The following is a 22,781-nucleotide window of genomic DNA, read 5'->3' on the forward strand; positions in this document are numbered from 1 at the left end:
AGCACTCCGAGGCCAGCCTAAGCCGCGTTCGCCGCGGTCGGGGGCAAGAGCGTGGTTTCGAGGATGGTGCCGTTCTTCCGGCACTCCTCGGCGATCTCGGTGGCGAAGTCGCGCAGCATCTCGCGGTCAAGCACCGCGGCGTTGCGCACCACCATGGCGATGTCGCGATGCACCGGGTCGACATCGATGGGCGTGATCTCGGTGAGGCGGCCGGCGGCGATGTCGTCGGCGACGGCGGAATAGACGAAGAAGCCGACGCCTTCGCCCCGGATGGCGATCCGCCGCGCCGGCCCGGTGGGCAGCTCCACCGACACCGCGGCGCGCCGGAACAGCGCCAGCGCCGCGTCAGGATAGACCTGCCACCAGTTGATCGAGATCAGTCGCGGCACACGCTTCAGCACATCCTCGATCCGGGGTTCGAGCCCCAGTTCGGCGGCGATCTGCGGCGTCGTCACCATCGGCACCCGCTCGCGCAGCACCAACAACGGCACCAGGTCGGTGACCAGCGGATCGAGGTTGGGCCAGCAGAGGATACCGAGTTCGACATCACGCTCGCGCAGCATGGCGGCGATCTGGCTCTGCCGGCCCTCGTGGATCACCACGTCGACCGACGGATATTTCTGCTGGAAGCGCAGCAGCGACTCGGTGACCAGCGGCGAGACGAGGCTGCGCAGCGAGCCGATGGAGACCCGGCCGCGCTCCACCCGGCGCAGCGCTTCCTTGGCCTCCTGCGCCGCCTGCAGGATGCGGCGCGCGTAGGGCAGAAACGTCATGCCCTGGTCGGTGAGCGCGATATTGCGGCCGCGATGGAACAGCGGCACGCCCAACAGGTCCTCGAGCGCCCGCATCCGCATCGACACTGTCGCCTGCGTGACGTTGAGCTTGGCCGCGGCTTTGGTGAAGCTCAGATCCTGCGCAATCCGGTCGAAGGTTCTGATCTGGTCGAGGTCCATGATAGGCGACGCTTATGGAGGTTGCACCCTGGGGCCTCGGACGAGGCTTTTACATTGGACATGCTGATAACGGCCATCGGCGAATGTCAACAGAAATATGTCAGTAAGGCTGACCAATATCCTGGGCGTTGGCAGGATCGTGCCCCAAGCTGGATGCGGCACCTCCCCCGTGACGGGGGAGGATGGGTGGGGGTGTGCGGAGCCCGGATGTTTCTCGCTTCAGTCGACCGACTGCTTCCGCCGCGCCAGCTTCGCCGCCTTGTTCCGCGCCGCCGCTGCCGCCGCATCGTCCCCCAGATGCGCCTCGCCCCGCGCCCGCGCCAGTTCCATCTGCCGCTCGCGCTCAGTGGCGCCAGCCGGGGCCGCTTCGGCACATTCCTGGCAGAGCGAGCCGACGGCTTCGTGCGGACGCATCGGGTTGCGGCAGGCGCGACACAGCACCGCTTCGCCCTCAGCCAACCCATGCACCACCGAGACGCGCTCGTCGAACACGAAGCACACGCCGTTGAAGCGGCTTTCGGCCTCGGGGACGGTCTCGAGATATTTGAGGATGCCGCCCTTCAGATGGAACACTTCCTTAAAACCCTGCGACAGCATGTAGGCCGAGGCCTTCTCGCAGCGGATGCCGCCGGTGCAGAACATCGCGACTTTCGGATGCTGGGCCGGATCGAGTTTCGCCACGTAATCCTTGAACTCGGTAAAGCTCTGCGTCGCCGGATCGCGGGCATTGGCGAAGCTGCCGAGCTTCACTTCATAATCGTTCCGGGTATCGATCAGCGTCACATCGTTACGGCTGATCAGCCGGTTCCAGTCGCGGGCCTCGACATAGTTGCCGACGAGCTTGCTGGGGTCGGCTTCGGGCGCCCGCAGCGTCACGATTTCGGGCTTCAGCCGTACTTTCATCCTGAGGAACGGCATCTCGGTCGCGCTGGAGAGTTTGGCCTCGGCGCCGGCGAGGCGGCCGGCCCAGAGCGGCGCCGCCTCGAACCAGGCCATCAGCTCGTCGATCGCGGTGGGCGTGCCGGCAACCGTGCCGTTGATCCCCTCCGGCGCCAGGATGAAGGTGCCGCGGATGCCCCTCGCACAGCAGAACAGCGCCAGCTCCGGCTGCAGCGCTGCACAATCTTTGAAATCCGCAAACTTGTAGAGCGCCAGCACCTTGAAACGGTTCAGGCGTTCGGACAGATTGGCGGCGGTTTCTAAAAGCTCGGACATCGCGGCGGGTGTAGCATCCGGCGGCTGCAACGAGCAAATCGGCCGGAGCGTTTCCAGGAAAAGTGTCCCGCGGTTTTCCGGTTCGGAAGCGCGACAATCAAGCAAATTCGGAGGAATGAAATGACCTATCGGGCCAGCGACGCTCGCTATGGCGGCGGCATGCAGTATCGCTACACCGGGCGTTCCGGGCTGAAGCTGCCGGTGATCAGCCTGGGGCTGTGGCAGAATTTCGGTGGCACACGCGACTATCCCAGCGCCTTCGAAATGCTGAGCTACGCTTTCGACAAGGGCGTCACCCATTTCGACCTCGCCAACAATTACGGCCCCCCGCCGGGCGCTGCCGAAGAGCTGTTCGGCGACGTGATGGCGCGCGATTTCCGCCCCTACCGCGACGAGATGATCATTTCGTCCAAGGCCGGCTGGACCATGTGGGACGGGCCGTACGGCGACCGCGGCTCGCGCAAGTACATCCTCGCCTCGGCCGATCAGAGCCTGAAGCGCATGGGGATCGAGTATTTCGATATCTTCTACTCGCACCGCTACGACTCCGAGACGCCGCTTGAGGAGACGATGGGGGCGCTGGCGCAGCTGCATCGGCAGGGCAAGGCGCTCTATGTCGGCATCTCGATGTATCCGGAAAAGCAGACCCGCGAGGCAGTGCGGATTTTGAAGGACATGGGCGTGCCCTGCCTGATCCACCAGCCCAACTATTCGATCCTCAACCGCTGGATCGAGGAAGACGGCACCATGGCCGCCTGCGACGAGCTGGGCGTCGGCATCATCGCCTTCTCGCCGCTGCAGCAGGGCATCCTGTCGGGCAAGTACAACACCCTGAAGGGCGACCTTTCCGGCACCCGCGCCTCGGAAAACTACTCGCTCTCGGCCAACCGGCTGGAGCCGCGCATCCTCGAGGCCGTCGACAAGCTCGGCGAGATTGCCCGGGCGCGCAAGCAAACCATGGTCCAGCTGGCGCTCGCCTGGGTGCTGCGCAAACGGGAAGTGACCTCGGCGCTGATCGGCATCCGCACGCTCGAGCAGCTCAAGGATTGCCTCGGCGTACTCGACAACCTCGAGCTCTCGGCCGAGGAGATCGCGGCGATCGACGCTGCCGCCAAAGGCGGCCTGATCGACAGCCGGCCCGGGCGGTAGTCGGGCGACGAAGGGCCACTTGCTCGATCTCTCGGCCATCTCTCCCCTTGCGGGAGAGAAAGCGATTTCTTGGGCTTAGCGTTTGCTAAGTCCTAGAAATCGCAAGAGAGGGGATCTGGAGGGCACGGTGGCTCCTCACGCCCCCCTCTCTTGCGAAAACTAAGGACTTAGCTGTGCTAAGCCCAAGTTTTCGCTTTCTCCCCCGCCAAGGGGGAGATGTGACCGGTGATTGTGGCAGGTCTCACGCCCGCTCGTCCCGGCAGTAGTTCAGCAGCATCGCCGTCAGCACGACGTAGAGCGCGTTGTGCATGGGGAAGCTCAGCATCGTGTCGGGCAACCCCAGCACGAAATAACTCACTGCCAGCAGGCTGCAGCCATAAAGCCGGGTTCGATACTGGCTATCGCGCGGCGAGAACAGGCACGACACGATCGGCAGCACCAGCAGCACCAGATAGGTGGCGAGGCCGAGCACACCGGCGGCGACGCCAAAATTCAGCGCGTCGTCGTGCAGATGCGGCAGGCGGGCGTGCACCAGGTTTTCGGGTGCAAGATGCGGCACGATGGATTGCATCAGCTGGCCCCAGCCATGCCCGAAGATCGGCGCGTCGAGATACGCCGCCACCCCGGCGCGATAGAGGATGAAGCGAACATCAGTGCCCAGATCTGCCGGGTCTTCGCCGCCCGCCAGCATCGACAGCGCGTCGAACATTGCGGACGACGAGCGGGCGCCCACCAGGTCGGCGACATAGGCAACAATGCCGAAGCCGACAAGCAGCAACAGGCTGATCGCCAACGCCTTGGCCTTGTGCTCCACCAGCAGCACCGCACCGACGAACAGCAGGATCGGGAAGGCGACCAGCGCCGCGCGTGAGCCGGAAGCAAAGATCACCACCAGCGCCATCAGCGGGCCCAACAGGTAGATGAAGCGCTGCCGGCCCGACGAAGCTGCGGCGCCGATCATGGCGAAAAAGCCGATGATCAGTGCTGTGTTGGAGAGCCGGATCGGATCGGTGATCGCCGAGCCCATGCCGGCGCGTTCGGCGCCAAGCACGTAGGTATAGAACACCGCCAGCAGCATCCCGGCGGCGGTGCCGAAGAGCGCGAAATCGGCGACCTTGCGGGAGTTGCTGGCCCCCGCGGCGCGGCGGAACAACGTCGCGAGCGGCGCATAGAGCAGCATGGTGGAAAAGCCCAGCACCGGCACCAGGTCGGCCGGCTGCCTCGCCGTCGCAACGGCACTGACGAACAGCAGGGTAAAGGCGGCAATGAACAGCTTGTCCGGCAGCTCGAAGCGCAGCCGGACAGCCCGCTGTGTCACGATGAAATAGACGAATACCGCGCCGAACAGGAAGAACAGCGCGTGCGCGGTGAGGTAGCCAAGAATCGACGACAGGCCGATCGCCGTGACCAGCACGGCGCGCCGCAGCAGCGTCTCGAAACGCGGCGTCGCCGGTACCAGTGGCAGCTCGGTGATCGCCAGGAGTTCCGGCGCTACCCGGCTGATTGCCTCGACCTTGTCGCCGATCCGCATGTGCTCTCCGTCAGCCCCGCAACACGCCGCCGGTCGCCTTGGTGACCGCGGCAACGATCACAGTTGCCACCTTTTCGATCTCCTCGTCGGTCAGCGTCTTGTCGCTGGGTTGCAGCGTCACGGCGATGCCGACCGATTTCTTGTCGTCGGCGATGCCCTTACCTTCGAACACATCGAACACCGACACTTCCGTAATCAGCGTTCTGTCGGCGTTCCTGGCGGCGCGCAGGATCGTCGCCGCCGGCACCGAGCGGTCGACGAGGAAGGCGAAGTCGCGGCTCAGCGGCATCAGGTCGCTGAGCTTCAGCGCCGGCTTCGAGCGGGTCGGTTTCTTCCGCGGTTCCGGGATCGCGTCGAGATCGAGCTCGAATGCCGCCACCGGTCCAGTAAGGTCGAACTTTTCGAGCTCGCTCGGGTGCACTTCACCGAACCAGCCGATGGTCAGCTTGGGGCCGAGCTGAATGCGCCCGCCCCGCCCCGGATGGCTCCAGGCTGCGGGTTCGGCCACCAGCTGCAGCTTGTCGATGTCATGGCCCATGGCGTCGAGCAGCGCCGCGATATCGGATTTGGCGTCGAACACCGAGACCTTGCCGTTGGCCGATTGCCAGTGGCGCGAACCGCCCAGGCGGAGGCCCGAGGCGTAAGTGCGCTGGCCTTCCGGCTGTACCGAGTGGAACACCTGGCCGACTTCGAACAGCTTGAGTTCGCTCAGCCCGCGATTGGTGTTGCGCTGGGCTGCGCCGAGCAGCCCCGGCAACAGCGATGGCCGCATGTCGGTGAGCTCGGAGGCGATCGGGTTGGCGAGCTTCAGCTCGGCCGCGCCGCCGCCGAAGCGCTGCGCTTCCGCTTCCGGGATGAACGACCAGGTCACCGCCTCGTCGAGCCCGCGCGCCGCGAGGGTACGGCGGGCGAGGCGGCGGCGGTTCTGCAGCGTCGTCAGCATGCGCGGCGCCACGTGGTTGAGCCGCGGCAGTGGATCGATCGGCACGTTGTCGACGCCCACCATGCGCATCACTTCCTCGGCGAGGTCGGCCTTCATGGCGACATCAGGGCGCCACGACGGGACATGCACCTTGCGGGTGAGGCCGGCGCCTTCGAGCTTGAAGCCGAGGCGGCCGAGAATGGCTTCGATCTCGCTGGGCGAAGTCTCGAGGCCGGTGAGGCGCTCGACTTCGCTGAGCGGGAACTCGACCACGGTATTGGGGAACACGTCCTCGCCCGAAATCACCGGCTCCATCGCTTCGCCGCCCACCAGCTCCAGCATCAGCCGGGTGGCGAGTTCGAGACCTGGTTCGGTCAGCGCCGGATCGACCGAACGCTCGAGCCGATAGCGGGCATCTGAGACGATGCCGGTCTTGCGGCCGGTCTGCGCGATCAGATCGGGGTCCCAGCTGGCGCATTCCATCAGCACGTTGACCGTTTCGTCGGTGGTGCCCGAGCGGATGCCGCCCATCACGCCACCGAGGCAGAGCGGGCCGGAATCGTCGGCAATGACGGTCATGGTCTCGTCGAGCGCGTAGACTTTATTATCGAGCGCGTCGAATGCCTCGCCCGGCCTGGCATTACGCAGCACGGCCCGCCCGACGATCTTGTCGGCGTCATAGGCGTGCAGCGGCCGACCCCAGCCCAGCGACACGAGGTTGGTGATATCGACCACCGCGTTGATCGGCCTCAGGCCCACGGCACGCAGCCGCTGCTGCAGCCAATCGGGCGACGGACCGTTCTTGATGCCCTTGAAGTAGCGGCCGGCAAACTTGCGGATCGCCTTGGGCTCGCCGGCACCGAACTGGTGCGGCAGCGGCGGGATCGGGCTCGGGCCCTTCGAGGGCACCGGCGACATGTCGGTGTGCTTCAGCGTGCCGATGCCGAACGCCGCGAGGTCGCGCGCCACCCCGTAGACGCCGGTAGCATCGCCGCGGTTGGGGGTGATCGAGATGTCGATCACCGTGTTGCCGAGCTTGGCATAATCGACATAAGCCATGCCGATCGGGGCATCCGCGGGGAGCTCGATGATGCCGTCATGGTCGTTCGAAAGCTCGAGCTCGGCGGCCGAGCAGAGCATGCCGTTCGACGGCTCGCCGCGGATCACCACGCCGGCCTTCAGGGTGAAATCCTTACCCGGGATATAGGTGTCGGGGAAGGCGAACACCGACTTCATGCCGGTGCGGGCGTTCGGCGCGCCACACACCACATCGATCAGCGTGCCGGTGCCGGCATCGACCTTGCAGAGGTTGAGATGGTCCGAGTTCGGATGCGGCCTCGCTTCAACCACATGGGCGACGACGAACGGCCTGAGTTTTTCCGCGGGGTCGACGATCGCTTCGACCTCGAGCCCGACCATGGTCAGCGCCTTGCCGATCTCCTCGGCCGAGGCGGTGGTGTCGAGATGTTCTTTCAGCCAGTCGAGGGTGAACTTCATTTGTAGACGCTTTCGGTCGCTTCGATCCTGGGCAGCTGCCCGCTGATCTCGAAAAGTTTGGCGAGGACGTTGGCAAAGCCGCGCGCATCGTCGATGGCGCGGTGGGTGTGTTCGATATGGCCGTACCAGGCCGGTGGCACGCGCTGCATGCCCCACTTGGTATACTCGGCGCCGCGTAAGGTGCCGGCCATGGTGTAGAGGCAGACGCCGCCGCCGCGGAAGATCTGCCGGATCTTGTACGGTCCACCCATCACCCGGGTGCCGGCGAATACCGACAGGTAATGATCCATCCACAACCCGTCGAAGATCATCGGCGCCGCCGCAAAGACGCGGAAGCCGGGGAGCCTCTCGACCCAGTCGGCATAGCGCGGCATTACCACGCCTGGGTCTTCCGGGTTCTCGGTGGCATGCTTCCACGCCTCGGGTTGCGTCTGCCACCACGCCATGGTGTTGGGGTCGGGCTTCCTGTCGGTGCGCGGCGTCAGCACCGCCTCGAACTCGTCGAGCACCTTGCCCTCGATATCGACTGCCACCGAGGCAAAGCTCAGCATCGAGGATTCGAGCGGGTTATGCCCGTCGGACTCGATGTCGGTGACGACGAAGGTGCAAAGCTCCGACTGACCCGGCGCGATGGGCGGCTGCAGGCTCATCGGGGCACCTCGGTCACGTAGGTGCAGTGGCCGGAGGCGACAGCGCCTTCCGTGTCGACGCGGACGAACGGCAGGTCCTGGTCGATCAGGCTGATGCGCAGCAGAAACCCGGTGCTGCTGTCGAGCGCCACGAAATCGATGCGCTCGCGCAGCGAACCCGGATTGATCACCTTGAGGCTGCCGGCCTCGATGGTGTCGTTGTCCGAGCCAATGAAATGCTCGCGATAGGCGCCGGTCTCGAGGTCGATGCGCGTCACCCGCGACCCGGCGCCGCGCGCCTTGTCGATGGTGATGATCAGCGGTGGGGTCTCGCTCGAGTTGTAGTAATGCTCCGGCGTGCAGGCGACCATCTCTTCTGCGATTGCAGACGAGATGAATGTCATCGCCGCGAGGGCGATCAGCAGTCGCATTGTCCACGTCATGGCCTGGCCTCCCGTAGGGCGGCCAGCCGGGGCGGTAGCATCCGGTAGCCGAATGGCGTGTGACTGGCCTTGAGAAACGGCAGCGCGCGCTCGCTCAGCAAGGCCATGACTTTGGCCCGCAGCGGGCTGTCGCCATCGAGTTGATCATAGGCTAGTGCGTCGAGGCTGTTGTGCTCGGCCGTACTGTCGGCGAAATCGCCGATGCGCCAGCCCGAGAAGTAGGTGCCGGGCGGTACCCACTCCCAGTTGAGCAGGCGCTGCAAGCGGCCGAGATTGAGGTAGCAGGCAAGGCCCGAGCTGCTGCGCTGGATTTCGACCCAGGTGCGGGCGAACGCGGTCGTGCGGCTCCAGCGCCCGCCGGCCTGGACATAGCCGGCGGGAGCGAGGATCGCATCGATCTCGCGGTGCAGCATGCGCACCACACGCTCGCGCAACGATGCCGGGGGGTTGGCAGACATCAGCTGCTGAGCCCCCCGAACAGCGTCGGCAGGTCGAGCGGCCGGAAGCCGTAGTGATCGAGCCAGCGCTTGTCTGCATCGAAGAAGGCGCGCAGGTCATTCATGCCGTATTTGAGCATGGCGATGCGATCGATGCCCATGCCCCAGGCGAAGCCCTGGTAGACATCCGGATCGAGCCCGCAATTGCGTAAGACGTTCGGGTGCACCATGCCGCAGCCGAGGATTTCGAGCCAATCCTTGCCTTCGCCGATCTTCACCTCGGCGCCCGAGCGGTCGCACTGCACGTCGACTTCCATCGACGGCTCGGTGAACGGGAAGAAGCTCGGCCGGAACCTGAGCGTCACGTTGTCGACCTCGAAGAAGGCCTTGAGGAACTCCTCCAGCACCCAGCGCAGCTGGCCGATATGCGAGCTCTTGTCGATGACGAGGCCCTCGACCTGGTGGAACATCGGCGTGTGCGTCTGGTCCGAGTCGTGCCGGTAGGTGCGGCCGGGCATCACCACGCGGATCGGCGGATCGATTGCCGGGGTCAGGTACGGCGCCGCCGGCTTCTCGTTGCCCTTCAGCATAGTGCGGATCTGCACCGGCGAGGTGTGGGTGCGCAGCACGCGCTTCACCCCATCCGGCGACGGCGCCATGAAGAAGGTGTCGTGCATCTCGCGCGCCGGGTGCCCCTCGGGGAAATTGAGCGCGGTGAAGTTGTACCAGTCGGTCTCGATGTCGGGCCCTTCGGCGATCGAAAAGCCCATGTCGGAGAAGATTGCGGTGATCTCGTCGATCACCTGGCTGACCGGATGGACGCGGCCTTCGGCGGTGGGCGAGGGGCGGACCGGCAGGGTCACGTCGACCCGCTCCGATGCAAGGCGGGCGTCGAGCGCCGCTTTGCCGAGTTCCGCGGCGCGGGCTTCGATCAGCGCAGTGACGTCGGTCTTCAGCCCGTTAATGGCGGCGCCGGCCGATTTGCGCTCTTCCGGGGCGATGCCGCCAAGCGTCGCGAGCAGCGCCGAGACCGAGCCTTTCTTGCCCAGCGCGGCGACGCGCACGGCTTCAATGGCGCCCTCATCGCTGGCGGCTGCAGTGGCGGCGGCGATTTCGGCGCGAAGGGTGGCGATCTGAGCGTCGAGAGACATGTGGTGTTCCATTTATCGTTCGCTTCGTTGCCGCTCACTCGCTGTCATAGCGGCGAAGGTCGGTATCCATCTTGAGATCTCGGGATGGGCCCCGGCCTTCGCCGGGGTGACGTCGTGTTCTGGGCGGCGTCGAGACCAAAAACAAAAGCCCCGCGCCATCCCCGGTTACGGGGCGGCGCAAGGCTTAGCTTAGGGCCTCAGAAAAGGCGAGAATTCTTACTGGCTCTTAGCCTTGATCCGGAAATGGATCCCCGCTTTCGCGGGGACATGCTTTCCGGGGCTAGACGCTTAGGCCGAAATACGCTCGTGGGTGGTCGTCTCGATCTTGCCGAGATACCCCAGAGCCTTCTTGGCCTGCTCAACCAGCACGGCGAACGCTGCGGGCTCGGTGATCGCGAGATCGGAGAGCACCTTGCGGTCGACGGCAATCTCAGCCTTGCTGAGGCCGTCGATAAATCGACCGTAGGTCAGGCCGTGGTCGCGCACCGCGGCGTTGATGCGCTGGATCCACAGGGCGCGGAAGTTGCGCTTCTTGACCCGGCGATCGCGGTAGGCGTACTGGCCGGCCTTGTCGACGGCGGCCTTGGCAGTACGGATGGTGTTCTTGCGGCGACCGTAAAAACCGGAAGCGGCCTTAAGAACCTTCTTGTGACGGGCGTGGGCGGTAACGCCTCTTTTAACGCGTGACATCTATCGGCGCTCCTTAACGGTTATACGGCATGTACCACTTGACCAGACTTTCATCGCCCTTCTTGAGGATCTTGGTCCCCCGATGCGAGCGGATGTAGTCGGCGTCGTGGCTAAGGAGACGGTGCCGCTTGCCCGCGACGCCAGCCTTGACGCGGCCGGTCGCGGTCATCTTGAAGCGCTTCTTGGCGCCCGATTTAGTCTTCATCTTTGGCATTTTGCTGTCCTGGTTAGAGGCGGCTCGCTAGAGCCTGCATTCGGGATCGCCACGGCATGCCTTTTGGCCGGGCGGCCCGTCGAGAAGGCGGGTGTATAGGGGGAAAGCGGCACAGACGCAAGAGGGCGCGCCGTCACCGTCATCGGCACGTAATATCGCTCTGCCGTGATCCCGGCAAGCGCCGCGCTGCAGGCGCGGGATCCGGGAAGCGTTCAATGACTGATCTGTTTGCGCCCAAGCCGGCGAACCGCCCGTTGCCGAGGCCCAGCAAGGCGCAGTTGCGTGGCGCCATCTGGCTCGCGGCGCTGGCGGTCTTGGTGCTGCTGCCCAAGCCCTTTGCCGATGCCGAGCCGGCGGCGGCCCAACTGGCGGCCGAGCGCTAGCCCCGGTTGGCGGCGGCGAGCTCGCTGAGGCCATCGATCAGGTGCGCGGCCTCGGTCTTTGAAAGGCTCGCCAGCGCCTGCCGGTCGGCGCGTGCCGCGGCGGCCGCAGCTTCGGGCAGCACGGTCTTGGCCTTGGGGCTGAGATAGAGCCCCTGCGCCCGGCCCTTGCCGATCGACGCCTTCTCGATCCAGCCCTCGGCTTCGAGGCCACCGAGGGTGCGGGCGACGCCGGGCTGCTCGAGCTCGAGGCGGGCGACCAGCTCAGCCTGCGTCAGGCCTTCGCGTTCGGCGATCTCGCTGAGCGCGGTAAACTGTGCCGGATGCAGCCCGAACGGCTCCAGGGTCTCGCGCAGATGGTTGGCGAGCCGGCGGGCCAGTTGGCTCGCAACGTGAAACAAGGTTTCCTTGTGGTCGAACACGGCCTCCTCCCCAGAGGTGAGAGGCCATCATAGCGTGTTGTGACTTAAGGGGAGATTGCTGGGCCTTACTGAGAGAGACGCTGCAGTTATCCCTACCGCACGATCTCCGACCACGGCCGGCCACTGCGCGCCGCCTCCGCGGCGAGTGCAATGGAGCGCCTCTGTGCCGCGGTCAGCTCGTCCGAGACGATGTTGGCGGCGTTTGCCGGGTCGAGCATGGCGCGCGGCACTAGGAGGCGCTCGAAAAAGCCGAGCGCCGCCCAGACATTGTCGGCCAGCGCCCCGGCCGGGCGGCGGCGCAACGCGGCCTGGGTGGCGAGCTCCAGGTAGTAGGATGGGAACTCCAGCCCGTTCTGGTCGCGCCAGAGCTTCAGGATCCGCACTTCCTCGTGCCGGCCGGCGTCGTGGCTGTCGAGCACGTGCTGATGCAGGTTCGTGGTGATCGCTGCGGATCGGCGGGTCGAATAGATCTCGTGGATGTCCGAGATCATCGACAGCCGTTTGGCCGGCAGCAGGTCGACGACCATGTTGCCAAGGTTGAGGGCCAGCGTCACGTCGCGGCGGACCGGCGCGAGGCCGAGACGCCGGAACGCCGAGAACATCGACTCGTAAAGTTCGGGGATGCGGCGATCCGATTGAGCGTGGATCCACACCACGTAATCGACACTGATGCCGCTGCGATTGGCCATCGACTTCTCGAAGCCGCCGCCCGGCGTGACGTCGACAATGTCGCGGCTGCCCCAGGCGTGGCACAGCGCGGCGATCTTGTTCTCAACGCGTACCAGTTCGGCCATCGCTTCACGCGTGACCATCTCGCGATCGAGGATGTCCCGAAGGTATTCGGACGCCGACACGGTACTGACTGCCACTTGCATGATCGCATTTTACGATAATGCCATCGGTCCGGCCAGTATTCCGCCCGGGTAGATGCTGATGTGGTTACCGAAGACAGTTAATCTGTCGAGGAGAACAATATTGGCTCAGGCCGCCGTGTCTTTGAGGCCGCCGGCGATGGCTTCCATGAGGGCGCTCAACCGGCGCGGCACCAGGCGGCGCGACGGATAGACCAGGTGGATAGGCAGTGTCATGCGCTGCCAGTGCGGCAGCACCTCGATGAGCCGGCCGCTGCGCAACGGCTCGGTGACCAGATCGACCGGCAGATAGACGATGCCCGCGCCCTCCAGTGCTGCCGCCAACTGCGCCTCGCCATTGTCGATCTGCAGCCCGCCCTCGACCTCTGCAATCACCGAGGCGCCGCCCGGGCCGATGAACGGCCAGCGGTTGCGCGGGCTCATGTTGAGATTGAGGATGCAGCGGTGCTGTCTGAGTTCCTCCGGGGTAGCCGGCAACCCGAAGGCGTCGGCATAGGCCGGCGACGTGACGCAGCGAAAGCGGTAGGTGCCGATCCGGCGCGCGATCATCGTCGAGGCCTGCAACTCGCCCACCCGGATGGCGACGTCAAAACCCTCGGCGATCAGGTCGGCGCGGCGGTCATTGAGGCTGAGCTCCACCGTCACGGCGGGGTTGTCCTCGCAGAACCGCGCGATGATGCCGGCGAGCCGGTGGATGCCGAGTGTCGCCGGTCCGGTGGCGCGGATGCGGCCCGAGAGTTTCCCGGGCTCGGTGCGGGTGAGATCGTCGAGTTCGGCCACCGCCTCGAGCACCGTCTCCGCCTGGGCGAAAAAGCTCTCGCCCAGCTCGGTCAGGCGCTGCGCCCGCGTCGTGCGCTCGATCAGCCGGGCCCCATGCTCCTCCTCCAACGCCTGGATGCGGCGCCCGACCATGGCCGGCGAGATGCCGAGCAGCCGCGCCGCCCCGGCAAAGCTGCCGGCTTTGACCGCCGTGACGAAGGTTTCGAGGTTGGTGATCTCGGCCATTCGATACTCCAGCGCAATAGTGAAGCGCCATCAGCAGCAATTCTATACCTCCATGTCGGCGCGTAGATAGGGGTCATCGCAATCGCAGGATGGAGCTTTCGAAAATGACCACCACCGCAATTCTCGGCCTCGGCAACATGGGCAAGGGTCTCGCCAAGCGTCTCGCGGGCAAGACTGAGCTGGTGCTCGGCGCCTCTAACCCGGCCGCCGCCACCGAGTTCGCCGCCTCGGTCGGCGCCACCGTGACCGACTACAAGAGCGCTGTGCTCGCCGCCGACATCGTCGTCCTGGCCTTGCCCTATGGCGCGGCCCTTGAGCTCGCCGGCAAGCTGCCGCTCAACGGCAAGATCGTCGTCGACATCTCCAACCCGGTGAAGGCCGATTTCTCCGGCCTCGCCATCGGCCACACCACGTCGGCGGCCGAAGAGCTGCAGGCTGCCGCGCCCTCGGCCAAGGTGGTCAAGGGCTACAACACCATCTTCGCCAGCCTGTTCGATACCCCGGCCAGCGCCACCGCCAATGTCCCGGTCTTCCTCGCCGGCAATGACGCGGCCGCGGTCGATGCCGTTGCCGAGCTGGTCACCGCCTCGGGCTTCGCGGTCGAAAAGGTCGGTGGCCTCGATGGTGCCCGCCTGGTCGAGCCGGTCGGCATGCTGAACATCCGCTTCGGCTACGGCCTCGGCCAGGGCACTGCCATCGCCCCGACCTGGCTGAAGCTGGCGGCGTAAGGCCAGGCCAACGCAGCAGACGAAAGGGCCGGGGAAAGATCCCCGGCCTCTTTGTTCTTTACCCTGCGTCGCCCTAACCCCGATGTCATCCCCGCGAAAGCGGGGATCTCTGTTTTGGGGCAGGCACCGCAAACAGAGGTTCCCGCTTTCGCGGGAATGACCCGGTGGGGCTGCAGGTTGTGCGTCGATTTCGACGTCCTGGCGCCGCCCGAGTGCAGATAGAGTCTTCGGCATCGGCGACTAACGCCCGAGTACCGGTGATCCTGGAGCATCCAATGTCGAACCCCACCTTTACCTCCCGCCTGCTGTTAGTGGCGGCCGGTCTTTGTGGCGCACTGGGCGTCGCCGCAGCGGCCCGCGCCAGCCATGCCGGCGACGACAATCTCGGGATCGCCGCGAACTTCCTGTTGCTGCATGCGCCGGTGCTGATCGGGCTCAGCCTTCTGGCGGCGAGCCGCATGGTCATGGTGGCGGGCGTCGTGCTGCTGGTCGGGCTGGTGCTGTTCGCCGGCGATCTCGCGGCCCGCTCGCTGCTCGGCGGCGCTTTGTTCCCGCTGGCCGCGCCGCTCGGTGGTGGCGGGCTGATCGTCGGCTGGCTGCTGGTGGCGCTGGCTGGGGTGGTGGGGCGGCGGGGCCGGTAGTTTGCTGCCCCACCCCCTCCCAGCCTCCCCCATTAAGGGGGAGGTGCCGGCCGGTGTGTCAGGTACGATCGAGCCACAAGCTCGACTCTTCACCTCCCCCTTGATGGGGGAGGCTGGGAGGGGGTGGGGCAGCCCGCACCGCACCAAAAACAAAGGGCGACCCGCGGGCCGCCCTTGTTCAACTCATATCGCTGTCGACCTTATTTCGGCGCCAGCACCATCACCATCTGGCGGCCTTCGGAGCGCGGCGAGGATTCGACCTTCGCCTTGGCTTCGAGCTCGGCCTGCACCTTGACCAAGAGCTGCATGCCCAGTTCCTGGTGCGCCATTTCGCGACCGCGGAAGCGCATCGTCACCTTCACCCGGTCACCGTCCTCGAGGAAGCGGTGTACCGCTTTCATCTTTGTCTCGTAATCGTGCGTGTCGATGTTCGGACGCAGCTGGATTTCCTTGACCTCGATCACCTTCTGCTTCTTGCGCGCTTCGGCCGCCTTCTTCTGGGCAGCGTATTTGAAGCGGCCGAGATCGAGCATCTTGGCAACAGGCGGAACCGAGTTCGGGGAAATGATGACGAGATCGAGTCCCTGCTCCTGCGCCTCGGACAACGCCTCGCGCGTCCGCACGACGCCACGGTTGGCGCCTTCGGCATCAATCAGCTGGACATCGGGGGAGGAGATATCTTCGTTAGATTGCGGCCCATCTTTCTGGGGCGCGACGGGTCTCATGGGACGACGAATGGGAGGCGATCCTTCGATTGTTACCGGAGCGGCGGGAGATCGCGGCTAAAATCGTGCTGCGTCGGCCATAAGTCAACACCGGAACAGACAAGAAACAGCATGCAAGCGCGGTTTGATGACAAACTGTTGCCGCGAAGGCTAACGCGAGGCAAAAGGCCGAGCACGAGAATGGAGTCGGGGACGCGTGGAACCTGCGGTTGAGTATCTCGAGGTGGGCGAGGGGGCCGAGGCGCGCCGCATCGCCATGCTGCGCCGCCCCGGCAAGTCCCCCGGCATTTTCTGGCTCAACGGCTACCGTTCCGACATGGGCGGCACCAAGGCCTCGGCGCTCGATGCCTTCGGCGCCGAGCAGGGCCTCGCCGTCACGCGCCTCGATCACTCCGGCAACGGTCTGTCGGGCGGCGATTTCCTTGATGGCACGGTGAGCCGCTGGCTCGAGGAATCGCTCGCCGTGTTCGCCACCACCTCCGGGCCGCAGGTCATTGTCGGCTCCTCGCTCGGCGGCTGGCTGGCGCTGCTGATGGCGCGCGAGCTGCGCCGGCGGGGCGAGGGCGATCGGGTGAAGGCGCTGGTATTGATCGCTCCCGCCGTGGATGCGACGGCCGAGCTGATGACCAAGCGGATGAGCAAGGCGCAACTGGCAGCACTGAAGCGTGACGGCGTGGTGCAGCGGCCGTCGCAATATTCCGACGAACCCTATCCCTATACGGCCAAGCTGATCGAGGACGGCAACCAGCATCATCTGATGTTCGGCCGCGGTATCGATGTCGGCGCGCCGGTGACGATCCTCCAGGGCGGCAAGGACCCCGATGTGCCGCGCGAGCACGCCATGCGGCTGGTGCAGCACCTGCTCACCGACCCGGTGACCTTCACCCTGATCCCCGATGGCGACCATCGGTTGAGTCGCCCCGAGGATCTCGAGCTGCTGAAAGCCGCGGTCGAGCGCGAGATCACCGCGCCGCCCGAGCAGCTGGAGCTGGAGCTTTAGGATCGAACTGGTCCGCTGGTGCGGGCTGCCCCCCACCCCTGTCCCCTCCCCGCAAGGGGGAGGGAGACCCCTACACTAGCATCTCAGTCTGCGTCTCCCTCCCCCTTGCGGGGAGGGATCAAGGGTGGGGTCCACAGCCACCGGCCCATATTGGTTCAGCCGAACCGCAACGGCGCCTTCTGCTGCCCGTCCGCATCGAAATTGCCCGGCTCGAGCCAGCGCTCGAAGCCGGCCTTTTTCGCCGGCCATTCGCCGTCGAGCATCGAGAACCAGGCGGTATCGCGGTTCTCGCCCTTCATGATCATGTGCTGGCGGAACAAGCCCTCATAGCTGAAGCCGAAGCGCCTCGCGGCGCGTTTGCTCGGTTCGTTCCGATCGTTGCATTTCCACTCGAAGCGGCGATAGCCGAGATCCTCGAAGATGTGGCGGGCGAACAAATACAGCGCTTCGGTGGCGCGCGGCGTGCGGGAAATGGCCGGGCCCCAGTAGATCGAACCGATCTCGATGACGCCGTGCTCCGGCACGATGCGCATCAGCGCCTGGCGGCCACCCGCCTTGCCGGTCGATTTGTCGATGACGGCGAAGAGTATCGGGTCGGCCTTGCCGAGGACGCTCTGGATGAACGCCTCGGTATCGGCCTGCGCCTTTGGTGCGTAGTCGCCGAGATAGGCGAAACGAACGTCGCCATCGGGCACGTTCGAGGCTTCGAACAGGTCCGGCGCGTGCGCCATGCTCAGCGGTTCGAGCCGCACATAATGGCCCTCGAGCACCACGCGCTGCGGCGGGGTGCCGGGTTTTGGAGCGCTCATTGCCGGCCTTTCCAGATGGCGTCGAGACCTTCGCGATAGGTCGGATAGAGCAGGTCGGCGCCAAGCGCCGCCAGCACTTTCTTCGACGAGACGCGCTTGTTGTCGGAGTAAAAGCTCCGCGCCATCGGCGTCATCTCGGCGGTCTCGAACGGCACCTCGGCGGGCGGCGCGATCCCCATGACGTGGGCAGCGTAGGTGACGAGATCCTGCGGCGGCGCCGGCTCGGTATCGGCGAGATTAAAGGTCCCCTCGAGATCGCTGAGCGCGGCGCGCGCCGTGATCCGGCCGATATCGGCGACGTGGATGCGGTTGAACACCTGGTTCGGTTTGACGATGCGGCGTGCCGTTCCCTCGCGCAGCTTGTCGAAGGCCGAACGGCCGGGGCCGTAGATGCCGGCCAGCCGCACGATGAACAGCGGCACGCCGCGCTGTTTGGCATAATCGCGCCAGGCCTGCTCGGCCTCGACCCGCTGCTTGGAGCGGATGTTCAGCGGCCGGGTCGGCGCCTCTTCATCGATCCACTCGCCGCCGAAATCGCCATACACCCCGACGGTGGAGAAGTAGCCGATCCACTCGAGGTTCGGCGCCGCATCGAGATCGGCGCGGTGCAGGTTCAGCGCCGGATCGCCGCGCTCGTCGGGCGGGATCGAGAGGATCACGTGCGTCGCTGCCCTGAGGTCTTCGCTGAGCGTCGTGCCCGGCACTTCGCCATCGAACACGTGGATGCGGTAGGCCGAATCGGCCTCCGATTCGGCGGCTTCGGCGCTGCGCGTCGTGCCGGCGACAGGAATTTGCGGGTCGGCCAGGAGGTGCAGGGCGCGGGCGGTGGCGCGCGAGGAATAACCCATGCCGAAGAAGAACAGGCGCATCTCAGATAGAACTCTAGTTTGCACGCGCCGGCTGGACGACCGCGCTCCACTCTGCCTGGACGCTGATGTCGCCTTCATCGGGCAAAAACGCAAGCGCCAGTGCATCCGCGCGCGCTTTCGTCACAAGCCGGCGCACTGCCCAAACCGCGGCGCCGCGGATCAGCGGCTCAGGATCGGCAAGCCGGGCTTCGGCCAAGGGGATCAGCGTCTGGTCAGCGGAATTGCCCACCGCGATCAGCACGTTCCTCAGGAACCGCGCCTGGCCGATGCGTTTGATCGGCGAGCCGGCGAACAGGCTGCGGAAGCCGGCGTCGTCGAGCTGCAGCAGATCGCTCAGCGCCGGTGATTTCAGCTCGTCGCGGGCGCGCAGCTTCAGCTCGTGTGTCTCCGAAGCGAACTTGTTCCAGGGGCAGACGGCGAGGCAATCGTCGCAGCCATAGATGCGGTTGCCCATCGGCACGCGGAATTCCAGCGGGATCGGGCCGGGATGCTCGATATTGAGGTAGCTGAGGCAGCGCCGCGCATCGAGCTGGAACGGCGCCGGAAAGGCGTTGGTGGGGCAGACATCGAGGCAGCGCCGGCAGTTGCCGCAGCTCTCGGCATGCGCTTCGTCGGCCGGCAGTTCGGCGGAGGTGAAGATGGCGCCGAGGAACAGCCACGAGCCATACTCGCGGCTGACCAGCACGGTGTGCTTGCCCTGCCAGCCGATGCCGGCCGCTTCGCCCAGCGGCTTTTCCATCACCGGTGCGGTATCGACGAACACCTTCACCTCGGCTCCGGTGCGGCGGTTCAGCAGCCCCGCCAGCGCCTTGAGCTTGCCCTTGATGATGTCGTGATAGTCGCGATTGCGGGCATAGACCGAGATATTGCCGAAGGAGCGATGCGCGAGGTCGGCCATCGGGTCGCTGTCGGGCCCATAGTTCATCCCGACCACGATCACTGATCTGGCCTTGGGCCACAGCGCCTCGGGCGAACCGCGCCGCTCCGCGGTCTCCGCCATCCACGCCATCTCGCCATGCCAGTCGTGGGCGAGGGCGGTGCCGAGCTTTTCCGGCAGGTCCGGCCGCGCATCGGCCCGCGCCACGCCGAACGCCTCAAAGCCCAGGGCTTTGGCGCGGTCGCGGAGTTCAGCGAGGAGCTTTGTGTCTGTCACGCCGCGCGGTGTAGCACAGCCAGCGGCCGCGTCAGAAATCGAGATCCGCATATCCGGCTGCCGCCGGCATCCCGGCAACGCGGTCGTTGAGCAGGGTGCGGAAGGCCGGACGGGACTTGATCCGGGCGTACCATTGCCGGGTTTCCGGCGAAGTGTCCCACTGCACGTCGCCCAGGTAGTCGAGGCTGGAGAGGTGCGCCGCGAGCGCGAAATCGGCGAGCGTCATGGTGTCGCCGGCAATCCAGTGCCGGGTGGCGAACAGCCAGTTGAAATAGTGCAGGTGCTCGGCAAGGTTCGCCTTGGCGACGCGCAGCACGCCTGGCTCGGGCGTCATGCCGCGCTGGTCGCGCTTGACGATCTTTTCCTCGAGCACATAGCGGGTCACTTCGTCATTGAGCTTGACCAGCACCCATTCGAGCAGCCGCCACATTTCGTTGCGCAGCGCCGCATGCGACGGGAACAGCCCGGCGACCGCGGCGGGCACATAGCGATCCTCGATGGCGTGGATCACCGCCAGCGTCCCCACCACCGGCGGCTCGCCGTCCTCGGCGAGGATCGGCACCGTCGCCGCCGGATTGATCTCGAGCAGCCCCGGCTCACGCCGCCAGGGCTTGATGTCCTCGAGGTCGATGCCGACGCCATATTCGGCGAACATCAGACGGGCGAGGCGGGAGGAGGGGTCGAGCCTGTGCTGCAGCAACCGTGGCATGCGGTGAAACGATCCTTGCCGATCCTTGGCGGGCCCGGGCAAATCGCGCTAGATGCGACGCTTGCCGCCCTTCCGGTGGGATGAGTTAGGGGATCAGATGAACGCCGATCAAGGTCTTTTTGTGCCGCTGATCCTAGGGATTATCGAGGGCCTTACCGAATTCCTACCGGTCTCCTCGACCGCCCACATCCTGCTCGCGGGGCACTTTCTCGGCTTCAACAGCCCGGGCCGGGTGTTCGAGGTGCTGATCCAGCTGGGCGCCATCCTCGCCATCCTGGTGGTGTATTTCCAGCGCCTGCTCAGCATCGCCAAGGACGCGATCGCGAGGAAACCCGGGGCTCTGCGCTTCATCCTCGGGGTCATTCTCGCCTCCTTCCCGGCGGCGATCGCCGGCGTGCTGCTGCACGATTTCATCAAGACGGTGATCTACGAAACGCCGGTGGTGTTCTGCGTGTCGCTGATCGTCGGCGGCATCATCCTGCTCTATGTCGACCAACTGAAGCTCACCCCGAAGTACACAGATATCTACAACTACCCGCCGCTGCTCTGCCTCTATATCGGGCTGTTCCAGGTGCTGGCGCTGATCCCCGGCGTGTCGCGCTCCGGCTCGACCATTGTCGGCGCGCTGCTCTTGGGCACCGACAAGCGCTCGGCGGCCGAGTTCACCTTCTTCATCGCCATGCCGATCATGGGCGGGGCGTTCGCCTACGACCTCTACAAGAGCCGCGACTTCATCACTGCCGAACTCGGCGCCGCGGTGATCATCGGCTTCGCCGCCGCCTTCGTCACCGCCTTCTTCGTGGTGCGCTACCTGCTCGATTTCATTTCGAAGAACGGCTTTGCCGTGTTCGCCTACTGGCGCATCTTCGTCGGCGCCATCGGGCTATGGGGGATTTTGCTGTTCGGGTGAGTGACGCTTCCGCCGGTGGGGGGCAGCCCGCACCGGACCCTCGGGTACGACTACCCCGCCATCGCCGCCTTGAACGCGCGCACCACTGCCGGGTCAGTACGCCGGCGCGTCTCCGCCGCAAAGCCGAGCCGCACCGCCGGGGCGCTGCTGGCCGGGCCGGGTGAGGCGCAGGAGCTGTGCACTTCGTCGACCGGCACCGCGGCGAGCAGCGCGCCGACATTGGCGGGCGTCAGCCCCGAGCCGGCCATGATCTTGATCCGCCCACGCGCCGTGGTCAGCGCCGTGGCGATATTGTCGACCCCATCGAGCGCCACATGCACGCCGCCCGAGGTGAGGATGCGCTCGAACTTGAGTGCGATCGCCGCTTCCGTCGCCTCGGCGAAATCCGGCACCAGGTCGATCGCCCGATGCAGGGTCGAGCCGAGCCCCTCGGCCTGCTCCTGCAGGCGGGCCAGCACCTTGAGATCGAGTTCGCCATTCGGCAGTGACGCCCCCAGCACCACGCCGGCGAGGCCGGCGGCGCGGATAGCGTCGATATCGCCGAGCATGGCGTCGAGGTCGGCGCCGTCGCAGACGAAGTCGCCGCTGCGCGGCCGGACGATGGCGTAAACCGGAATCGGCGCCGTCGCGGCGAGCCGCATCAGGCCGGCCGACGGGGTGAGGCCGCCCAGTTCGAGCCCCGAGCAGAGTTCGATCCGGTCGCCGCCGCCGGCAATGGCGGCAGCGAGGCTTTGCGGGTCGGCGACGCAGACTTCCAGCAGGCGAGCACTCACGCGGCGTTCTCCGTAAAACCGAGGATAGCGGCCCCGACGAGGCCGGGCTCTAGCGTGAGTCGCGAGGGCACCACCAGCGGGTCGCTGAGCCGGCGCAGGATGCGCTGGCGCACGGCGGTGTCGAGCAGCGCGATGAACTCCGGCGCCTTGCCGAGCCCGCCGCCCACCGGCACGATGCTGGCGCCGATGACATTGACCACCAGTGCTAAAGGTCCGGCGAGCAGGTCGATCTGCACCTCGATGGTGCGGGTCGCCTGGAGGTCGCCAGCCTGCCAGGCCTCGACGATGGCGGTGCTCGGCAGATCAATGCCGAAGAGGTGCTTGTGCAGCCGCTCCATGCCGCGCGCCGCGCCCACCGCGTCGACGCAGCCCACCTGGCCGCAGCCGCAGGCAATGCGCGGGATATCGACCGGCGGGTTGCCCGCCGAGGTCGCGGCCACCGGCCCGTGCCCCCATTCGCCGGCAAAGCCTCCGGCGCCATTGACGACGCGACCATCGATGACGATGCCGCCGCCCACCCCGGTGCCAAGGATGGCGCCGAAGACGATGCGATGCCCGCGACCGGCGCCCTCGATGGCTTCGGCCAGCGCGAAGCAGTCGGCATCGTTGGCGATGAACACCGGGCGGCCGAGCTCCGTTGCGAGGTCGGTCGAGAGCGTGCGGCCATCGATGCAGGGGATATTGGCGCAGGTGATGATGTCGGTGACCGGATCGACCACGCCGGTGATCGAGATGGCGATCGGCGTGCCCGCCGGTGCGCCGGCTGCGTCGGCGACGCCACGGATGGCGGCGACAAAGGCGTCGAAGTCGTCGAGCGGTGTCGGCACCCGGCCCAGCGGCGTCAGCTCGGCGGGGTTTTTGGCCAGCGCCGCCTTGATCCCGGAGCCGCCAATATCGAAGCAGATAATCATCACTGTTGAGTGCTTTCTAACGAGCAGGCATCTACGTTCGTCG

Annotated in this window: 26 protein-coding genes; 6 read left to right on the forward strand and 20 right to left on the reverse strand. The window is 66.0% G+C overall.

Annotated features, from left to right (window positions below; all coding sequences use genetic code 11):
- Nucleotides 1-17 precede the first annotated feature (17 nt).
- Both ASC89_RS12615 and ASC89_RS12620 read right to left on the reverse strand, forming a co-directional pair.
- The gene (locus tag ASC89_RS12615; protein WP_055998313.1) at nucleotides 18-953 is read right to left on the reverse strand and encodes a LysR family transcriptional regulator; all 936 of its coding nucleotides are present in this window, start codon (nucleotides 951-953) and stop codon (nucleotides 18-20) included.
- 219 nt (nucleotides 954-1,172) lie between these two features.
- On the reverse strand, nucleotides 1,173-2,168 hold the full coding sequence (locus ASC89_RS12620) for a rhodanese-related sulfurtransferase (protein ID WP_055998316.1): 996 nt from the start codon (nucleotides 2,166-2,168) through the stop codon (nucleotides 1,173-1,175).
- Between the two features lie 120 nt (nucleotides 2,169-2,288).
- Here ASC89_RS12620 and ASC89_RS12625 point away from each other — a divergent pair, with 120 nt between their 5' ends.
- The gene (locus ASC89_RS12625) at nucleotides 2,289-3,317 is read left to right on the forward strand and encodes an aldo/keto reductase (RefSeq protein ID WP_055873087.1); all 1,029 of its coding nucleotides are present in this window, start codon (nucleotides 2,289-2,291) and stop codon (nucleotides 3,315-3,317) included.
- A 241-nt stretch (nucleotides 3,318-3,558) separates the two neighbouring features.
- Here ASC89_RS12625 and ASC89_RS12630 read toward each other — a convergent pair whose 3' ends face one another.
- The 8 genes from ASC89_RS12630 to rpmI form a co-directional block, all read right to left on the reverse strand.
- Nucleotides 3,559-4,848, reverse strand: a complete 1,290-nt coding sequence (locus ASC89_RS12630; protein WP_055998319.1) for an O-antigen ligase — start codon at nucleotides 4,846-4,848, stop codon at nucleotides 3,559-3,561.
- A gap of 10 nt (nucleotides 4,849-4,858) precedes the next feature.
- On the reverse strand, nucleotides 4,859-7,267 hold the full coding sequence (gene pheT / locus ASC89_RS12635; RefSeq protein ID WP_055998322.1) for a phenylalanine--tRNA ligase subunit beta: 2,409 nt from the start codon (nucleotides 7,265-7,267) through the stop codon (nucleotides 4,859-4,861).
- Nucleotides 7,264-7,917 carry a 3'-5' exoribonuclease gene (locus ASC89_RS12640; RefSeq protein WP_055998324.1) on the reverse strand — a complete coding sequence of 218 codons (654 nt, stop codon included), beginning with the start codon at nucleotides 7,915-7,917 and terminating at the stop codon, nucleotides 7,264-7,266. Before ASC89_RS12640 ends, pheT begins: the two co-directional genes overlap by 4 nt.
- Nucleotides 7,914-8,339 (reverse strand): hypothetical protein, encoded by a 426-nt coding sequence (locus tag ASC89_RS12645; RefSeq protein ID WP_156384608.1) that lies wholly within the window; start codon nucleotides 8,337-8,339, stop codon nucleotides 7,914-7,916. The genes ASC89_RS12640 and ASC89_RS12645 overlap by 4 nt, the downstream gene beginning before the upstream one ends.
- A complete protein-coding gene (locus tag ASC89_RS12650) occupies nucleotides 8,336-8,797 on the reverse strand; it encodes a hypothetical protein (RefSeq protein WP_055873067.1) in 462 nt (153 codons plus the stop codon). The genes ASC89_RS12645 and ASC89_RS12650 overlap by 4 nt, the downstream gene beginning before the upstream one ends.
- Nucleotides 8,797-9,927 carry a phenylalanine--tRNA ligase subunit alpha gene (gene pheS, locus ASC89_RS12655; protein ID WP_055873062.1) on the reverse strand — a complete coding sequence of 377 codons (1,131 nt, stop codon included), beginning with the start codon at nucleotides 9,925-9,927 and terminating at the stop codon, nucleotides 8,797-8,799. Before pheS ends, ASC89_RS12650 begins: the two co-directional genes overlap by 1 nt.
- A 288-nt stretch (nucleotides 9,928-10,215) precedes the next feature.
- The gene (gene rplT, locus ASC89_RS12660) at nucleotides 10,216-10,617 is read right to left on the reverse strand and encodes a 50S ribosomal protein L20 (protein ID WP_055873058.1); all 402 of its coding nucleotides are present in this window, start codon (nucleotides 10,615-10,617) and stop codon (nucleotides 10,216-10,218) included.
- A 13-nt stretch (nucleotides 10,618-10,630) separates the two neighbouring features.
- Nucleotides 10,631-10,831, reverse strand: a complete 201-nt coding sequence (gene rpmI / locus ASC89_RS12665; RefSeq protein WP_055047457.1) for a 50S ribosomal protein L35 — start codon at nucleotides 10,829-10,831, stop codon at nucleotides 10,631-10,633.
- 215 nt (nucleotides 10,832-11,046) lie between these two features.
- Here rpmI and ASC89_RS28500 point away from each other — a divergent pair, with 215 nt between their 5' ends.
- Nucleotides 11,047-11,214: a hypothetical protein gene (locus tag ASC89_RS28500; RefSeq protein ID WP_156384609.1), complete on the forward strand. Its 168-nt coding sequence runs from the start codon at nucleotides 11,047-11,049 to the stop codon at nucleotides 11,212-11,214.
- On the opposite strand, the gene ASC89_RS12670 is transcribed toward ASC89_RS28500, so the two are convergent.
- The 3 genes from ASC89_RS12670 to ASC89_RS12680 form a co-directional block, all read right to left on the reverse strand.
- Nucleotides 11,211-11,633, reverse strand: coding sequence for a MarR family winged helix-turn-helix transcriptional regulator (locus tag ASC89_RS12670; protein ID WP_055998330.1), 423 nt, complete (start codon nucleotides 11,631-11,633; stop codon nucleotides 11,211-11,213). The genes ASC89_RS28500 and ASC89_RS12670 overlap by 4 nt on opposite strands.
- Nucleotides 11,634-11,725: 92 nt before the next feature.
- Nucleotides 11,726-12,502 carry a hypothetical protein gene (locus tag ASC89_RS12675; RefSeq protein ID WP_055873053.1) on the reverse strand — a complete coding sequence of 259 codons (777 nt, stop codon included), beginning with the start codon at nucleotides 12,500-12,502 and terminating at the stop codon, nucleotides 11,726-11,728.
- A 111-nt stretch (nucleotides 12,503-12,613) separates the two neighbouring features.
- Nucleotides 12,614-13,510, reverse strand: coding sequence for a LysR family transcriptional regulator (locus ASC89_RS12680; protein ID WP_055998335.1), 897 nt, complete (start codon nucleotides 13,508-13,510; stop codon nucleotides 12,614-12,616).
- 104 nt (nucleotides 13,511-13,614) lie between these two features.
- Between ASC89_RS12680 and ASC89_RS12685 the strand changes: the two genes are divergently transcribed.
- Both ASC89_RS12685 and ASC89_RS12690 read left to right on the forward strand, forming a co-directional pair.
- A complete protein-coding gene (locus ASC89_RS12685) occupies nucleotides 13,615-14,238 on the forward strand; it encodes an NADPH-dependent F420 reductase (RefSeq protein WP_055873046.1) in 624 nt (207 codons plus the stop codon).
- A 275-nt stretch (nucleotides 14,239-14,513) separates the two neighbouring features.
- Nucleotides 14,514-14,879 (forward strand): DUF423 domain-containing protein, encoded by a 366-nt coding sequence (locus ASC89_RS12690; RefSeq protein WP_055998338.1) that lies wholly within the window; start codon nucleotides 14,514-14,516, stop codon nucleotides 14,877-14,879.
- 200 nt (nucleotides 14,880-15,079) lie between these two features.
- Here the strand turns inward: ASC89_RS12690 and infC are convergent, their stop codons facing one another.
- Nucleotides 15,080-15,616 (reverse strand): translation initiation factor IF-3, encoded by a 537-nt coding sequence (infC, locus tag ASC89_RS12695; protein WP_197421053.1) that lies wholly within the window; start codon nucleotides 15,614-15,616, stop codon nucleotides 15,080-15,082.
- 244 nt (nucleotides 15,617-15,860) lie between these two features.
- Between infC and ASC89_RS12700 the strand changes: the two genes are divergently transcribed.
- Nucleotides 15,861-16,604 carry a carboxylesterase gene (locus ASC89_RS12700; protein WP_082533384.1) on the forward strand — a complete coding sequence of 248 codons (744 nt, stop codon included), beginning with the start codon at nucleotides 15,861-15,863 and terminating at the stop codon, nucleotides 16,602-16,604.
- A gap of 155 nt (nucleotides 16,605-16,759) precedes the next feature.
- Here the strand turns inward: ASC89_RS12700 and ASC89_RS12705 are convergent, their stop codons facing one another.
- The 4 genes from ASC89_RS12705 to ASC89_RS12720 are packed head-to-tail and all read right to left on the reverse strand — an operon-like array spanning nucleotide 16,760 to nucleotide 20,144.
- A complete protein-coding gene (locus ASC89_RS12705) occupies nucleotides 16,760-17,413 on the reverse strand; it encodes a GNAT family N-acetyltransferase (protein ID WP_055998343.1) in 654 nt (217 codons plus the stop codon).
- Nucleotides 17,410-18,282, reverse strand: a complete 873-nt coding sequence (locus ASC89_RS12710; RefSeq protein ID WP_055998346.1) for an SDR family oxidoreductase — start codon at nucleotides 18,280-18,282, stop codon at nucleotides 17,410-17,412. The genes ASC89_RS12705 and ASC89_RS12710 overlap by 4 nt, the downstream gene beginning before the upstream one ends.
- Nucleotides 18,283-18,295: 13 nt before the next feature.
- The gene (gene queG / locus ASC89_RS12715) at nucleotides 18,296-19,486 is read right to left on the reverse strand and encodes a tRNA epoxyqueuosine(34) reductase QueG (protein WP_082533348.1); all 1,191 of its coding nucleotides are present in this window, start codon (nucleotides 19,484-19,486) and stop codon (nucleotides 18,296-18,298) included.
- The gene (locus ASC89_RS12720; protein WP_082527785.1) at nucleotides 19,467-20,144 is read right to left on the reverse strand and encodes a glutathione S-transferase family protein; all 678 of its coding nucleotides are present in this window, start codon (nucleotides 20,142-20,144) and stop codon (nucleotides 19,467-19,469) included. The genes queG and ASC89_RS12720 overlap by 20 nt, the downstream gene beginning before the upstream one ends.
- Before the next feature lie 97 nt (nucleotides 20,145-20,241).
- Between ASC89_RS12720 and ASC89_RS12725 the strand changes: the two genes are divergently transcribed.
- The gene (locus tag ASC89_RS12725; protein ID WP_055998349.1) at nucleotides 20,242-21,054 is read left to right on the forward strand and encodes an undecaprenyl-diphosphate phosphatase; all 813 of its coding nucleotides are present in this window, start codon (nucleotides 20,242-20,244) and stop codon (nucleotides 21,052-21,054) included.
- Between the two features lie 50 nt (nucleotides 21,055-21,104).
- Here ASC89_RS12725 and ASC89_RS12730 read toward each other — a convergent pair whose 3' ends face one another.
- Complete coding sequence (locus ASC89_RS12730) at nucleotides 21,105-21,827, reverse strand: copper homeostasis protein CutC (RefSeq protein WP_055998352.1); 723 nt, start codon at nucleotides 21,825-21,827, stop codon at nucleotides 21,105-21,107.
- The gene (locus tag ASC89_RS12735) at nucleotides 21,824-22,738 is read right to left on the reverse strand and encodes an ROK family protein (RefSeq protein WP_055998355.1); all 915 of its coding nucleotides are present in this window, start codon (nucleotides 22,736-22,738) and stop codon (nucleotides 21,824-21,826) included. Before ASC89_RS12735 ends, ASC89_RS12730 begins: the two co-directional genes overlap by 4 nt.
- Between the last annotated feature and the right edge of the window lie 43 nt (nucleotides 22,739-22,781).

Source organism: Devosia sp. Root413D1 (assembly GCF_001425235.1).
In the GTDB taxonomy this organism is placed as follows: domain Bacteria; phylum Pseudomonadota; class Alphaproteobacteria; order Rhizobiales; family Devosiaceae; genus Devosia_A.